This window comes from Rathayibacter sp. VKM Ac-2754 (assembly GCF_009807095.1).
Classification (GTDB): Bacteria; Actinomycetota; Actinomycetes; order Actinomycetales; family Microbacteriaceae; genus Rathayibacter.
The window spans coordinates 323,088-337,217 of the sequence record NZ_WUCC01000003.1; the positions used below are offsets into that span (position 1 = coordinate 323,088).

Genomic DNA, 14,130 nt, shown 5'->3' on the forward strand with positions numbered 1-14,130 from the left:
ACCGGGGGGACGACGAGCGCTTCCCCGCCCCGCCTCACGGCGCCCGCACCACCACCTCGCAACGATGCGCCAGGAGGCACTTCATGGCACTCCCCACCTCACCCCCGCGGCGCCCGCGCGGGCAGTACGCCAAGACAGCGGCCCGACGTGCCGAGATCGTCAGCGCGGGCCTCGAGGTGTTCTCGGCGAGCGGCTACCACGCCGCCTCCCTCCGCGAGATCGCCGAGAAGGTCGGGCTCAGCCAGGCCGGCGTGCTGCACCACTTCGCCAACAAGTGGGAGCTGCTCTCGGCCGTGCTCACCCTCCGCGACGACCACTCGATCACCCGCGTCCCGAGCGGAGAGGCGGTTCCGGGAGTCGAGACCGTGCGCGCCCTGGTCGAGCTGGTCGCCTACAACACGCAGATCCCCGGCCTCGTCGAGCTGCAGTGCGTGCTCTCGGCCGAGGCGACCCACGCCGACCACCCGGCGCACGACTACTTCGCCGAGCGCTACCGCTACGTCGTCGACCTGTTCACCGCCGCCTTCGGCGACATGCTCACCCGGGGTCAGCTCGTGCCCGGAGTCGACCCGCGCAGCGCCGCCATCCGCACCGTCGCCACCATGGACGGCCTGCAGGTGCAGTGGCTGCTGCAGCGCGACTCGCTCGACATGCAGGCCGAGTTCCGCCGCAGCGTCCAGACCCTCGTCACCGTGGAGGTGTGAGCATGGCGTTCACCCGCGACTCGACCCTGGGCACCGTGCTCGATCACGCCGACGCGGCCGTCGTCGTCCGGCGGTTCGCGCCCGGAGTCGTCAACTCGCCGCTGCTCGTGCAGCTGCGCTCCGCCCCGCTCGGCCTGGTCGTCGGCATGGACCCGCTGCTGAAGACCGACCCGGCCCGCGAGGAGTCGTTCTGGGCGGCGCTCGGCGCGGTCGACGACTCCGGAGTCGCGGCCCCGCGCCCCGAGCGCGTCGCGGTCGTGCCCCGCGACGACTACGACGACGCGCCGCGGGGCTCCGCGCGGCTGCGCTCCAGCGTCTCCGGCACCGTGCAGGCGCCCTGCGAGATCGTCGTCGACGGCCCCTCGCACGGCAACCCGTTCGTCGACGTCGAGTTCTCGGCCGAGTTCCGGCTCGGCGATCTCGTCGTGCGCGCCGGCGGCTTCTACGACGGCGACGGCGTCTACCGCGCCCGCTTCCTGCCCCGCGAGGCGGGCACCTGGAGCGTCACCACGGCGTCGACCGCGCGCTCGCTCGACGGCCTCCGCGGCACCGTCGTCGTCGAGGCGGCGCTCCCGGAGGCGCACGGCCCGGTCCGCGTCGCCGACACCTTCCACTTCGCCCACGAGGACGGCACGCGGCACGTCCCCCTCGGCACGACCGCCTACGCCTGGACGCACCAGGGCGCGGCCCTCGAGGAGGCGACCCTCGCCACGCTCGCGGAGGCTCCGTTCACCAAGGTGCGGATGTGCGTCTTCCCGAAGGCGTACCTGTACAACACGAACGAGCCCGACCTGTACCCGTTCTCGCGCGGTGCGGACGGCGAGTGGGACTTCGACCGCCCCGAGCCGGCGTTCTTCCGCCACCTCGAGGAGCGCGTCGCCGACCTCGCCCGCCTCGGGATCCAGGCCGACCTGATCCTCTTCCACGCCTACGACCGCTGGGGCTTCTCGGACATGGGGCGCGCCGCCGACGACCTCTTCACCCGCTACGTCGTGCGGCGGCTGGCCGCGCATCCGAACGTCTGGTGGTCGCTGGCCAACGAGTACGACCTGCTCTGGTCGAAGTCGGTCGACGACTGGGAGCGGCTCGCCGCGATCGTCGTCGCCGAGGACCCGGTGGGGCACCTGCTCTCGATCCACAACTGCTTCGGCTTCTACGACTACACGCGCCCGTGGATCACTCACGCGAGCGTGCAGCGGATCGACGTCTACCGCACCGCCGAGAACACCGACGCGTGGCGCGAGGAGTGGGGCAAGCCCGTCGTCATCGACGAGTGCGCCTACGAGGGCGACATCGACCAGGGCTGGGGCAACATCACCGGCGAGGAGATGACCCGGCGCTTCTGGGAGGGCGCCGTGCGCGGCGGCTACGTCGGGCACGGCGAGACGTACCTCAACGATCGCGAAGAGCTCTGGTGGTCGAAGGGCGGCGAGCTCGTCGGCGACAGCCCCGCGCGGATCGCGTTCCTCCGCCGCCTCACCGCCGAGATGCCGGACGGGCGGATCGACCCCCTGCCCTCGGACTGGGACGCCCCCTGGGGCGGATCGGGTGGCGTGCAGCTGGTCTACTTCGGCTTCAACCGGCCGAGCTTCCGGACGATCGTCCGCGACCCCGCAGACGAGTGGATCGTCGACGTCGTCGACACCTGGGGCATGACCGTGTCGCGCGTGCCGGGGGTGTTCTCGGGATCGTTCCGCGTCGAGCTGCCGGCGCGGCAGTTCATGGCGATCCGGCTGACGAAGGTGCTGTCGTGAGCGGCGTGCCTCCGCGGGTCCGCGTGATCTCGGACAACGACTACTCCGGCGACCCCGACGGACTGGTGCAGCTGGCGCAGCACGCGCTGTCGCCCTCGGTCGAGCTCTCGCTCGTCATCGGCTCGCACCTGCGACCCGACGACCCCTTCGACCCGTCGGGCCGGTCGGCCGACAACGCGGCCTCGGCGGCGCGCACGGTGCTCGCGCTCTGCGGGCGCTCCGAGGTGCCGGTGATCGCCGGGTCGAACACGGCTGCCACCGAGCCGTCCGCCGCCGCCCACGCGATCGTCGCGGAGGCGCTGCGCGAGGATCCGCGCCCGCTCTACCTCTGCGCCGGCGCCGGCCTCACCGAGGTCGCGGCGGCCCTGCGCCTCGAGCCCGCGATCGCCTCGAGGATGACGCTCGTCTGGATCGGCGGCCCCGAGCATCCGTCGCTCGCCTCTCCCCCGCCGGGCGCGATGCCGATCGAGTACAACCTGCTCATCGACGTGCCCGCCGCCGCCGAGGTCTTCGCGTCGGAGCTTCCGATCGAGCAGTTCGCGCGCGACTCCTACCGCCAGGTGCTCGCCTCGACGGCCGAGCTGCGCGTGCGGATGCGCGGCGCGGGCGCCCTGGGGCGCCACCTCTTCGACGCCCTCGGCGCGGTGTCGGTGATGGGGGCCGCTCACGGCCTGAGCTTCGGCGAGACCTACGCGCTCGGCGACAGCCCGCTCGTGCTCGCGACCGCGCTGCTCTCGGCGTTCGAGCCCGACACCTCGTCGAGCCGCAGCGTGCGCGTGCCGCGGCCGGGGATCTCGACCGGCGGGCAGTACGTGCCGGGGAACGGCGGGCCCGACGTGCGGGTGTACACCGCCGTCGACACGCGGCTGCTGCTCGAGGACCTCTACGCGAAGCTAGCGCTGGCGGGGCTCGACGCGCCCTGACCTGCGGAGGCGCGCCCGACGCGACCGGGCGCGGAGCGGGGCCTCGGTGCCGGCTGAGCACCGGTCCGCGTCCACTCGCTCACGGCAGCGGCGGCGACTGGACCTCTAGGGGGCCCCGATGCGGATGCAGGACGCGAACGGCGTCCACTCGCGTCCCCGGGGGTCACGGTCGGAGCGTGCGGGGCACCAGGCCCTCCTCCGCGAGCAGCCGCGCTGCCGCGAGCGTCGACAGGTCGTGGCCGTGGGCGCCGATGAGCTGGGCGCCGATCGGCAGGCCCGAGGAGGAGCCGAGCCCGATCGGGAGGACGGTCGACGGACCCGTCGCGAGATTCGCCACGTTGCTCCAGCGGCTGATCGCGCGCTCGTCCTCCGGGGCGACGGGGGCCGCAGGCGCCGCGAACGGCACGGTCGGGGCCAGCACGACGTCGACGTCGGCGAACACCTCCTTCCAGCGGTCGCGGAGGCGCAGCTGAGCGTCCCAGTCGGCCCAGACCTGCGCCGCCGGAGCTCCCGCGGCGGGGTCGCCGACGGAGTCGAGCCCCTCCGCCGTTCCGTCGAGCGCCGCGCCGTAGGCGATCTCGTGCTGCACGAGCCGGTCGAACAGCTGCTCGGCGTCGGGCGTCGCCAGAACCGAGTCGCGGATCACACGGGTCGTGACTCCCGCGGTGCCGAGCCGCTCCGCGAGCGCTTCGAGCGCCTCCGCCGTCTCGTCGTCGACCGGCGCCGACGCCTCCGACAGCCACAGCCCGACCCGAAGCTCACCGAGCGTCGCGAATCGCGGAGCCGGCAGCGCGAGCCGCCACGGACCGGGCGACGCCGTCCCGGCGAGCACCCCGAAGAGCACCGCCAGGTCGTCCGCGCTCCGGGCGATCGGCCCCGCGACGGAGCAGGAGGGCTCGAGGAGCGTGCCCGTCCGCCAGGGCAGGTGCCCGCGCTTCGAGATCACCCCGTTGCTCGGCCGGTGCCCGCAGACCCCGTTCCACGCCGCGGGCACCCGGATCGAGCCGACGAGGTCGCTGCCCAGGTCGCCCCACGACAGTCCGGAGGCGACGGCCGCCGCGGACCCGCCGGACGAGCCCCCGGCCGAGAGCCCCGCGCCCCACGGGTTCGGCGTGCGACCGTAGACGTCGTTGACCGTGTCGAGCGTGGCGAGGAAAGCGGGCACGTTCGTCTTGCCGAGGATCACCGCGTCGGCCGACCGCAGCGCGGCGACCGCGGGAGCGTCGCTCCGAGACGGGTGCAGGCTCCCGGGCGTGCCGACGCTGCCGACCAGCCCCTCGACCTCGAACGCGTCCTTGACCGTGATCGGCACCCCTGCCAGCGCCCCGAGCGGCTCACCCCGGCGCCTCCGCTCGTCGATCGACGCCGCCGCGCGCAGCACCGCCTCCGGATCGTGTGCCACCACCGTCGTCGGATGCTCGGCGACGGCCGCCAGCCGATCGGAGGCGACCTCGACGGCCGACACCTGTCCCGCGGCGAGCGCCGTCCGCAGCTCCGCGATGCTCGAGAACGGATCGATGGGGGTCATGTGCGCCTCTTCCGTTGTCCACCGCGCCTCACAGGGCGGTGCGATTCTGTGGGGGTCGAGTGGACGCCTTCCGGTGTCCGCATCGCGATCCGAGCCCGGTTCGGGTCCAGTCGGAGGGGAGACCGGTGACGACTGGACGGCTCTCGGGGCCCGGGTCGCACCCAGGACCCGATTCGCGTCCGGTCGACGAGTTCCCTAGCGCCCCTGCGCGTCCCCGCCCAGCTGCCCGATCGCGGGCAGCGGCCCGCCGTCGTCCGCGCCCGTCCCGCGCCAGCGCGCGACCGCGTTGCCCAGGTGGTAGACCACCAGCGCCGCGGCAGCGCCGAGCACGATCCCGCCGAGCTCGAAGCCGCCGGACGAGAACGCGAAGCCCGCGATCGCGATCACGAGCGACACCGCGGCCGTGTACTGGTTGACCGGGCGGGAGAAGTCGACGCGGTTGTCGATCCAGATCTTGATGCCGATGACCCCGATGAGGCCGTAGAGCGCGGTGGTCGCGCCTCCGAGGACCCCGGCCGGGATCGAGTTGAAGACGGCGCCGACCTTGGGCGAGAGGCTGAGCAGCACGGCCGTGACGCCGGCGACCCAGTAGGCGGCGGTCGAGTAGACGCGGGTCGCGGCCATCACGCCGATGTTCTCGCCGTAGGTGGTCGTGCCCGAGCCGCCGAAGGCGCCCGACACGGTGGTCGCGAGGCCGTCGGCGATGAGCGCGCGGCCGGTGTGCGCGTTGACGGAGGAGTCGGTCATCGTCGCGACGCCGCGCACGTGCCCGACGTTCTCGGCGATGAGCACGAGCACCACGGGGAGGAACATCGCGATGCCCGACCACGTCGATCCGCTCGCGAAGTCGGGGAACGTGAACGGGGGCAGACCCACCCAGGCCGCGTCGGAGACGGCGGAGTAGTCGATCTCGTCGCGGACGAGCGCCACGACGTAGCCGATCACGACGCCGACGAAGATCGAGATGCGGCCGAGGAAGCCGCGGAAGAAGACGCTGCCGAAGACGATCGCGGCGAGGGTGACGGTGCCCGTGACGGGCGCCTGCTGGAACGAGAGCCACGCCGTCGGCGCCAGGTTGAAGCCGATCAGCGCGACGATCGCACCCGACACGACCGGAGGCATCAGCCGGTCGATCCAGCCGAGGCCCGCGAACTGCACCACGACGCCGACCGCGGCGAGCAGGAGACCGACGGCGACGACTCCGGCGAGCGCCGACCCCGTGCCGCCGACGGCGGTCGCCGCGGTGACCGGGGCGATGAAGGCGAAGCTCGAGCCGAGGTAGCTGGGCAGCCTGTTGCGCGTGATCACGAGGAAGAGCAGGGTGCCGACGCCCGAGAACAGCAGGGTCGTGGCGACCGGGAAGCCGGTGAGCACGGGCACGAGGAAGGTCGCGCCGAACATGGCGACGACGTGCTGGATGCCGATGGCGATCGTGGCGGGCCAGCTGAGCCGCTCGCCGGGAGCGACGACGGCGCCGGGTGCGACGGTGCGACCGTCGCCGTGCAGGGTCCAGATGGGCATGGGGCTCCTCGGCGGAAGGTGCGGGTGGGGGCGGTCCAGAGTAGCGAGCCGGCCGGGTGCCGCCGTCGTCCGACCTCCGGCTCGCAGAAGCACGTTCGGCTCGCAGGAACACGCGGATACCGCGAGCCGAACCGGATTCCGCGAGCCGAAGCTGCGCCTCCGTCGCCGCCACGCACGCCCGAGCCGACCTCCGGCTCGCAGAAACACGCTCGGCTCGCAGAAACACGCGGATTCCACGAGCCGAACGCGATTCCACGAGCCGGACATGCCCCGACAGCGGCTGCGACGCGCCTCCGAGCCGCTCGCCGCGCCGGGTGAAAGCAGCGCCCGCCTCCCGGACACAAGGGAGCATGAGGAACATGCCAGCTCCCCTCGCGGGCCCCGACCGGTTCGCCGCGGTCGCCGCCGCGGTCGCCGATCCGGTCCGCCGCTACCTCTGGCGCCGCACCGACGAGGCGACGGCCGACGACGTCCTCGCCGCCACCCTCTCGGTGCTCTGGCGCCGCCCCGACGACGTGCCGGAGGATCCCGTGCCGTGGGCGATCGGAGTCGCGCGCCTGCAGCTGCAGAACGCGCTGCGCACCCAGCGCCGCCAGGTGCTCCTCGCGCAGCGCATCGCCGTGGTCGACCCGCCGCAGGTGCGCGTCGACGCCGAGCAGGGGCCGTCGGAGTCGGACGAGGCGGTGCGCCTGGTGCTCGCGCGGCTCCGCGAGTCGGATGCCGAGCTGCTCCGCCTCTGGGCGTGGGAGGAGCTCGACTCGCGGGCGATCGCGGAGGTGCTCGGCATCACCGCCAACGCCGCGTCGATCCGCCTGCACCGCGCCCGGCGGCGCTTCGCCGAGCTGTTCGAGCAGACCAGAGCAGGAGGATCCCGATGACCGGAATCGACGACGACGAGGTCCGCTGGCGGATGCGCGCCGCCGACCCGGCGCGCGCCCTCGCGCCCCTGACCCCGGACGAGCTCAGCGCGCACATCGCCGCGGCGGTCGGCGAGCCCGCGCCCCGTCACACCCCCACCCGCCGCTCGCGCTGGATGATCGCCGGCGTGGGCGCCCTGAGCGCGGGCGCCGCCGCCTCCCTCCTGCTGCCGCTCGCCTTCGGGGTCGGGGGCGGAGCGGCGTCGACCCTCGAGCTGCCCTCGACCGGCGGCCCGATGGCGATGTGCGCCCCCGTCGACGCGGCGGCGCTCGAGCCCGCCGAGATCGCGTTCCGCGCGGAGGTGACCGGCATCGACCAGGGCGTCGTCACCCTGAGCGTCACCGACCGCTTCGCCGGCGAGGTGGCCGACACCGTCCAGGTCACGCAGTCGCCGGAGTCGGCGGTCGACGGCGCCCCGATCACCTTCGAGCCGGGAGTCGGCTACCTCGTCGCAGCCTCCGGAGGCGTCATCCTCACCTGCGGACTCAGCGGCCCCGACTCGGCCGCCCTCGGCGACCTCTACCGGGAGGCGTTCGCGCTGCGCTAGACGAGGAGCGTCAGCAGGCCGCCGAGCAGCGACGGGGCGACGCCGACCGCGAGCGCCCCGAGCCCGAGCACCACGCCCGCGAAGCTCGCGCGGCTGCCGCGGAGGGCGTCGTCGTCGCGCAGCCGTCGCCGGGCGCCGAGGCCGAGCACGATCGCGGTGACGGCGAGCACGGCCGCCACGATCGGGACCTGCATCGAGAACACCGCCGCGGCTCCGATCACGGCGGCGGCGATCGCTCGGACGTCGTAGGGCCGCATCGCTCCAGCCTGCCACGCCGGCAGCCGACACCTGTGGGGCACAGCCGACCCCTCCGTGGCAAGTCCCTTCGCAAGTGGGCGGAGCACGGCGGACGCTGGAAGCTCCCGATCCTTCCAGGAGGCAATGGTGTTCTTCCACGTGCAGCGACTCATCAGCGACATCGAGCAGGACGAGCCGGATCCGGCCGCCGCGAACGCGCTCCAGGAGGGGCTCGGCGGCCAGTTCGGCGAGATGCGCACGATGATGCAGTACCTCTTCCAGGCGATGAACTTCCGCGGCGCCGACGCGAAGCCCTACCGCGACCTCATCCAGGGCATCGGCACCGAGGAGATCAGCCACGTCGAGCTGATCGGCACCACCATCTCGCGCCTGCTCGACGGCTCGCCGCAGTACCAGGGCAAGCCGACCGACCCGCTCGACAAGCCCGGTGCCGGCGGCGCGACTCCGCTCAACATCGCCCTCGACACGGGCAACATCCACCACTACCTCGTCGGCGCGCAGGGCGCACTGCCGGTCGACTCGGTGGGCAACCCGTGGAGCGGCAGCTACGTCTACAACTCGGGCAACCTCGTGCTCGACCTGCTCTACAACCTCATGCTCGAGTCGACCGGTCGCCTGCAGAAGTCGCGCATCTACGAGATGACGGCCAACAAGACGGCCCGCTCGACCATCGCGTACCTCATCGTCCGCGACCAGGCGCATGAGAACGCCTACGCGAAGGCGCTCGAGACCCTCGGCATCGACTGGAAGAAGACCCTGCCGATCCCGAAGACGAACGCCGACAAGTTCCCCGAGGTCAAGAAGCTCCTCGACCTGGGCCTGCAGAGCAAGCAGTACACCTTCGATCTCGAGGGCGCGTCCGAGGCGGGCAAGATCTTCCGCGGGGCCTCGCCGTCGAACGACGGCACCGACCTCGAGTCGAAGGAGCAGGCGCCCGAGGGCGTCCCCTCCGTCATCGCCCCCGAGCGCTTCGAGGAGTACGCGCCGGGTCTGGACCCCGATCTGCTCAAGCTCATCCAGACGACGGCCGAGATGGAGCTCGACGAGATCAGCTCCTTCTACGGGCCGACCGCGAAGTAGCGGACGACCGGGTCCCCGCGTGCCCGTGTTCCGGCTCCTCGAGCCGCGACGCTGCGAGGGGGCCCGGCTCGACGTGATCGCGCGCGCCGTCGGGCTGGAGCTCGACGGCCGCGGCGACGTCGTGGCCGGGAGCGTCACCGTGTCGCATCGAGAGGTGCGGGCGGAGGCGCTCTTCGCCGCGCTCCCCGGCCGCCGGATGCACGGGGCCGACTTCGCCGTGCAGGCCGCCGCGGCCGGTGCCGTCGCGGTGCTGACCGACGAGGCGGGCAGCGCGGCGGCGCGCGCCTCCGGACTGCCCGTGCTGCTCGCCGCCGACCCGAGAGCGGCGCTGGGCTCCGTCGCGGCGGCGGTCTACGGCACCGATCGCGCGCGGCCGACGCTCCTCGGCGTGACCGGTACCAACGGCAAGACCAGCACGGTGCACCTGCTCGACGCGATCCTCCGCCGGCTCGGCGTGCCCTCGGGCTACAGCTCCACGGCCGAGCGCCGCAGCGCCGAGCACGTCGTCGCGAGCCGGCTCACCTCTCCGGAGGCGCCCGAGCTGCACGCGCTCCTCGCGCGCATGACCGAGGACGGCGTCGAGACCGCGGCGATCGAGGTGAGCGCTCAGGCGCTGGTCCGCTCGCGCGTCGAGGGCCTCGTCTTCGACGTCGCCGGCTTCACCAATCTCAGCCACGACCACCTCGACGACTTCGGCGATCTGAGCACCTACCTCCGGGCGAAGCAGCGGCTGTTCCGGCCCGATCGGAGCCGCCGCGGAGTCGTCGTCGTCGACACAGCGGCGGGTCGCACGGTCGCGGCCGAGGCGGAGGTGCCCGTGGTCACCGTCGGCACGCGCGACGCCGACTGGACCGTCGACGTCCTCTCGTCGACCGCGACCGGCACGCGCCTGCGCCTCGTCGCCCCCGACGGCTGGTCGATGACCACCGCCGTCCCGCTGATCGGGCGGCACATGGCCTCGAACGCCGCCCTGGCGATCGTGATGCTGGTGGAGGCGGGCTACTCGCGGTCCGCGATCGCCGCGGCCCTCGCCTCCGGACTCGCCGTCTCGGTGCCCGGCCGCACGCTGCTCGTCTCGGGCGCCGAGGGCCCGCGCCTCTACGTCGACTTCTCGCACACCCCCGACTCGGTCGCCCGCACCGTCGACGCCCTCCGCGAGGTGACCCCCGGCCGCGTGCTCGTCATCCTCGGAGCCGACGGCGACCGCGACCCCAGCAAGCGCGCGCCGATGGGCCGCGCCGCCGCCGACCGCGCCGACCTCGTGATCGTCACCGACCACCACCCGCGCTTCGAGGATCCGGCACAGATCCGCCGGGCGCTGCTCGAGGGCGCTCTCGGGCGCGGCTGCGAGGTGCGCGAGGTCGCCGAGCCGGCGCGAGCCGTCCGCGCCGCGCTCGGCGACGCGCGCGCCGACGACTCAATCCTCTGGGTCGGCCCCGGCGACACGGACTACCGCGTGGTGCTCGGCGCCGACCTCCCCTACTCGCCCCGCGCCGATGCGGCGCTCGCGCTGGCCGAGGCGGGCTGGGCGGTCTGAGCGCTCGGGTGCTTGACTGACCGGGTCGAGCATCGGAGGCGTGCAGTGTTCTCGAGCCTTCCCGTGCGCCGTGTGCAGCGCCATCCGGCATCGGAGGCGCCGCTCGACGTCTGGCCCGCGACCCTCGCGCCGGTGCGCCAGGTGCTCGCCGACGGCTGGGACCTCGGCACCGTGACGGTGCTGACCGGCGAGAACGGCGCGGGCAAGTCGACGCTGCTCGAGGCCCTCGCGCTCGCCTTCGGGCTGAACGCCGAGGGCGGTTCGACGGGCGCGATGCACGCGACGCGCGGCTCGGAGTCGGATCTCGCCGAGCAGCTGCAGCTCGTGCGCGGAGCCGGCGCCTCGAAGCGCGGCTTCTTCCTCCGTGCCGAGACCATGCACGGCTTCTTCTCGTATCTCGAGGACGTCGGCATCGACGGCGGCTACCACGAGCGGAGTCACGGCGAGTCGTTCCTCGACATCGTCACGAATCGCTCGCGCATCCGCGGGCTCTGGCTGCTCGACGAGCCGGAGTCGGCGCTCTCGGTCTCGGGCTGCCTCGCGCTGATCGGGCTGCTGCGCGACCTCGCCGCCGTGGGCTCGCAGGTGGTCCTGTCGACGCACTCGCCGATCCTCGCCGCTCTGCCGGGCGCCGACCTGTACGAGCTGGGCGACTTCGGGATGCGGCGGTGCGAGTACGACGAGCTGGATCTGGTGCGCACGTGGCGCGGGTTCCTGGAGGATCCGCGACGGTACCTGCGGCATCTCGGGTGAGCGGGCCGCACAACCAAGGCTGACCAGGCGGAAGTGCTGAGAATTCAGGGGAATCCGCCTGTCAGCCTTAGTTGTGAGCACGTTCCGGCGCTCACCGGCACGTCGGGGCGCTCAGACCGCTGTGCGGGAACGACTCGCCCGGGTGCGCCGGGCGGATCACCGCGTCGAGGTGCGCGAAGGCGGCCCGCGTCGTCGCGCCGCCTCCCGAGGGCGCGGCGCACATCATGCTCGACGACGCGAAGTCGTCGACCACTCGCCCCGAGCCGTCCGCCGCCTCGGCGTCGATCACTCCCCCGATCGCGTAGCCCGCACCCCGATCGGTCATCGCGGTCATGGTGGCCAGCACCGACGGCCAGACCGCGGAGTCGACCAGCGAGCGGGCCCCGTCGCCACCCTGCGGGCCCCGCACCTCGATGTTCAGGACCGACGGGCCCGTCTCGACCGCGGTGGCGCCGACGAAGGCGGCCTCCACCTCCTGCGCGAGGCGGACCAGCTCGTCGGCGGGCCGGTCGTCGTGCACGACGACCTCGGACGACGGACGCCCACCGCCGGCGGGCCGGCCGATGGTCCACTCCGGGACACCGCGGGTGATCGCCGTGTCGCTCGCGAGGAGCCGGGCGAGCGCCGTGATCGCCGTGTCGTCGCTGGTCGCCGCGAGCTCGACGTCGATCGCGGCGTCGCCCGCGGACGTCCGCACCGACACGCTCCCGTCGACGTCGCGGCGCAGCGCGTCCCAGCCCTCGAGCGCGGCGACGAGCGCCGGCCCCGCGGTGTGGACGTCGCCGACCGCGAGCACGTCGTCGCCGACGCGCTGGGTGTACTCGCTCGAGGTGCGCCAGGCGGGGACGCCGTCGAGCGCCTCCCCCGCCGCCTCGGCCACGGTGCTCGCGATCACCGTCTGCTGCTCGAGCGTGCACTCCTCCGACACCGCCACGTCGACCTCGACGACCGCGGGAACCGACCGCGACAGCAGCGGCCTCGGGCTCGCGTCCACGGTGCTCTCGAGCACGCACGCGTTTTGCGCCAGCGCCGCGTCGAGCGCGCGCCCGTGGTCGGCCGAGCAGCCGGCGAGCGCCCCGACGAGCAGGGCCGCGCCGAGGAGTCGTCGGTACCGCGTCATCGTGTCGCCCGTCCCCGGAGGCGCCTTGCCGCCGGTCTCGAGAGGTGACAGTATCGACATTCGATACGAACCGCACGTTATTCGATATAGGAGCTTCCGATGCCTCGACCCGTCCTCGTCGCGCTCCGCGCACTCCTCCTCCTGCTGCTGCTCGGCGGTGTGCTGATCCAGCTGAGCGTGGGCTCGATCGCGCTCGAGGCCCTCGACGGCGGACCCGTCGACGGCGTGCTGGTCGCCGTGGTCGTCGCCGGAGTGCTCTGCGTCGAGGTCGTCCTGGTGTCGATCTGGCGCCTGCTCACCCTGGCCCGCGACGACGCGCTGTTCGCCGGCGACCACCGCTCCGACCTGTGGGTCGACCTCGCGATCGGCGCCTTCGTCTCCGGCTCCGTCCTCGCCACGATCGGAGCGGTCGCCGCGTTCGCAGCGATGCCCGCGCCGCTCCCCGCGCTGGCCTTCGCCCTGGTGGCCGTCGCGAGCGCCGCCCTGGCGCTGCTCGTCGTCGTGATGCGCCGCCTCCTGCACCTCGCGATCGAGCAGCGCAGCGAGCTCGCCGAGGTCGTCTGATGGCCATCGTCATCAACCTCGACGTCGAGCTGGCCAAGCGCAAGATGTCGGTCACCGACCTCGCCGCCGCGGTCGGCATCACCACCGCCAACATCTCGATCCTCAAGAACGGCCGCGCCAAGGCCGTCCGCTTCTCGACCCTCGACGCCATCTGCGAGGTCCTCGGCTGCCAGCCGGGCGACATCCTGACGCACGTGGGCGACGATGTCGGGAGCAGTGCGGATCTGCTCGATGACCGAGCAGCCCGCTGACGCGCCGCGACTCGGAGGTCGCCTGCTCGCCGCGGGCGTCGTGCAGCTCGTGGCCGTGGTGGCGCTCGGCGTACTGGGGCCGATCGCACCCCTCTACCGCGTCGCCGGCCTGAGTGCTCAGGAGGCGCTGGGCTGGGGGACGATCGTGATCGGCCCCCTCGTCCCGACGCTCTTCGGGATCGAGCTCGTCCTCCTCGCGGGCGGCGTGGTCTCGGTGCTGGTCGGCCTCGTGCTCCCGGCGGCTCCGCGCGCCGACTCCTGGATCCGCACCGCGATCGGCGTCGCCGGGGCGCTCCTGCTGATCCTCTGCGTTCCGTGCGCGGTCTTCTTCTCGCTCCTGTTCACGACGAGCTGGTACTCCGTCCTCCCGTCGGCGAGCGAGGGCGGCTGCCGCATCGTCGTGCGCGAGTTCGGGTTCCTCCGCGCAGGCGGAGGATCGGTGGGAGTGGTGCGGTCCGGCTCCGCGGCCGCGGAGTGGGTCGAGGACTACGGGGCGGACGACGGCTACCAGCCCTTCAGCGCCGACGACTACGACCTGCGGTGGACCGGGGAGCAGGCTCACCTGCGCCTCGGAGTGAAGGGCGGCGAAAGCGTCTCGATGGCCGACGACGGTGTGATCGACTGCCGCTGAGTCACGTCGCGGCGGAAGCAGTCCTCTCGAGCACCCCCGCG

15 protein-coding genes are annotated in these 14,130 nt (G+C 73.3%); 11 read left to right on the forward strand and 4 right to left on the reverse strand.

Annotated features, from left to right (window positions below; genetic code table 11):
* Positions 1–83 precede the first annotated feature (83 nt).
* Genes GRS92_RS07045 through GRS92_RS07055 form a run of 3 tightly spaced genes read left to right on the forward strand, consistent with a single transcriptional unit; the run spans position 84 to position 3,381 of the window.
* The gene (locus GRS92_RS07045; RefSeq protein WP_159854625.1) at positions 84–704 is read left to right on the forward strand and encodes a TetR/AcrR family transcriptional regulator; all 621 of its coding nucleotides are present in this window, start codon (positions 84–86) and stop codon (positions 702–704) included.
* A 2-nt stretch (positions 705–706) separates the two neighbouring features.
* Positions 707–2,458 carry a DUF5605 domain-containing protein gene (locus GRS92_RS07050; RefSeq protein WP_159854627.1) on the forward strand — a complete coding sequence of 584 codons (1,752 nt, stop codon included), beginning with the start codon at positions 707–709 and terminating at the stop codon, positions 2,456–2,458.
* Entirely contained in the window at positions 2,455–3,381 is a 927-nt protein-coding gene (locus GRS92_RS07055; protein WP_204162045.1) for a nucleoside hydrolase, read from the forward strand. Before GRS92_RS07050 ends, GRS92_RS07055 begins: the two co-directional genes overlap by 4 nt.
* A 163-nt stretch (positions 3,382–3,544) precedes the next feature.
* On the opposite strand, the gene GRS92_RS07060 is transcribed toward GRS92_RS07055, so the two are convergent.
* Complete coding sequence (locus GRS92_RS07060) at positions 3,545–4,909, reverse strand: amidase (protein ID WP_159854629.1); 1,365 nt, start codon at positions 4,907–4,909, stop codon at positions 3,545–3,547.
* Positions 4,910–5,104: 195 nt separating this feature from the next.
* Entirely contained in the window at positions 5,105–6,430 is a 1,326-nt protein-coding gene (locus GRS92_RS07065; protein WP_159854631.1) for a uracil-xanthine permease family protein, read from the reverse strand.
* A gap of 359 nt (positions 6,431–6,789) precedes the next feature.
* Here GRS92_RS07065 and GRS92_RS07070 point away from each other — a divergent pair, with 359 nt between their 5' ends.
* Both GRS92_RS07070 and GRS92_RS07075 read left to right on the forward strand, forming a co-directional pair.
* The gene (locus GRS92_RS07070) at positions 6,790–7,308 is read left to right on the forward strand and encodes an RNA polymerase sigma factor (protein ID WP_159854633.1); all 519 of its coding nucleotides are present in this window, start codon (positions 6,790–6,792) and stop codon (positions 7,306–7,308) included.
* Entirely contained in the window at positions 7,305–7,895 is a 591-nt protein-coding gene (locus GRS92_RS07075) for a hypothetical protein (protein WP_159854635.1), read from the forward strand. Before GRS92_RS07070 ends, GRS92_RS07075 begins: the two co-directional genes overlap by 4 nt.
* Here the strand turns inward: GRS92_RS07075 and GRS92_RS07080 are convergent.
* Positions 7,892–8,152, reverse strand: a complete 261-nt coding sequence (locus tag GRS92_RS07080; protein WP_159854637.1) for a hypothetical protein — start codon at positions 8,150–8,152, stop codon at positions 7,892–7,894. The two genes, GRS92_RS07075 and GRS92_RS07080, sit on opposite strands and share 4 nt — an antisense overlap.
* A 127-nt stretch (positions 8,153–8,279) precedes the next feature.
* Between GRS92_RS07080 and GRS92_RS07085 the strand changes: the two genes are divergently transcribed.
* The 3 genes from GRS92_RS07085 to GRS92_RS07095 are packed head-to-tail and all read left to right on the forward strand — an operon-like array spanning position 8,280 to position 11,523.
* Positions 8,280–9,233 carry a manganese catalase family protein gene (locus GRS92_RS07085; protein ID WP_159854874.1) on the forward strand — a complete coding sequence of 318 codons (954 nt, stop codon included), beginning with the start codon at positions 8,280–8,282 and terminating at the stop codon, positions 9,231–9,233.
* 19 nt (positions 9,234–9,252) lie between these two features.
* On the forward strand, positions 9,253–10,770 hold the full coding sequence (locus GRS92_RS07090; RefSeq protein ID WP_235021857.1) for a Mur ligase family protein: 1,518 nt from the start codon (positions 9,253–9,255) through the stop codon (positions 10,768–10,770).
* Between the two features lie 45 nt (positions 10,771–10,815).
* Entirely contained in the window at positions 10,816–11,523 is a 708-nt protein-coding gene (locus GRS92_RS07095) for an AAA family ATPase (RefSeq protein WP_235021858.1), read from the forward strand.
* A gap of 91 nt (positions 11,524–11,614) precedes the next feature.
* On the opposite strand, the gene GRS92_RS07100 is transcribed toward GRS92_RS07095, so the two are convergent.
* The gene (locus tag GRS92_RS07100; RefSeq protein WP_159854639.1) at positions 11,615–12,703 is read right to left on the reverse strand and encodes a hypothetical protein; all 1,089 of its coding nucleotides are present in this window, start codon (positions 12,701–12,703) and stop codon (positions 11,615–11,617) included.
* A gap of 39 nt (positions 12,704–12,742) precedes the next feature.
* On the opposite strand from GRS92_RS07100, the gene GRS92_RS07105 reads away from it, so the two are divergent.
* From GRS92_RS07105 to GRS92_RS07115, 3 genes are read left to right on the forward strand one after another with little or no spacing between them, the layout of a single operon-like run.
* Positions 12,743–13,207 carry a DUF2975 domain-containing protein gene (locus GRS92_RS07105; RefSeq protein WP_159854641.1) on the forward strand — a complete coding sequence of 155 codons (465 nt, stop codon included), beginning with the start codon at positions 12,743–12,745 and terminating at the stop codon, positions 13,205–13,207.
* The gene (locus GRS92_RS07110; protein ID WP_159854643.1) at positions 13,207–13,458 is read left to right on the forward strand and encodes a helix-turn-helix domain-containing protein; all 252 of its coding nucleotides are present in this window, start codon (positions 13,207–13,209) and stop codon (positions 13,456–13,458) included. Before GRS92_RS07105 ends, GRS92_RS07110 begins: the two co-directional genes overlap by 1 nt.
* Positions 13,439–14,089, forward strand: a complete 651-nt coding sequence (locus GRS92_RS07115) for a hypothetical protein (RefSeq protein WP_159854645.1) — start codon at positions 13,439–13,441, stop codon at positions 14,087–14,089. Before GRS92_RS07110 ends, GRS92_RS07115 begins: the two co-directional genes overlap by 20 nt.
* The last annotated feature ends 41 nt before the right edge of the window (positions 14,090–14,130 follow it).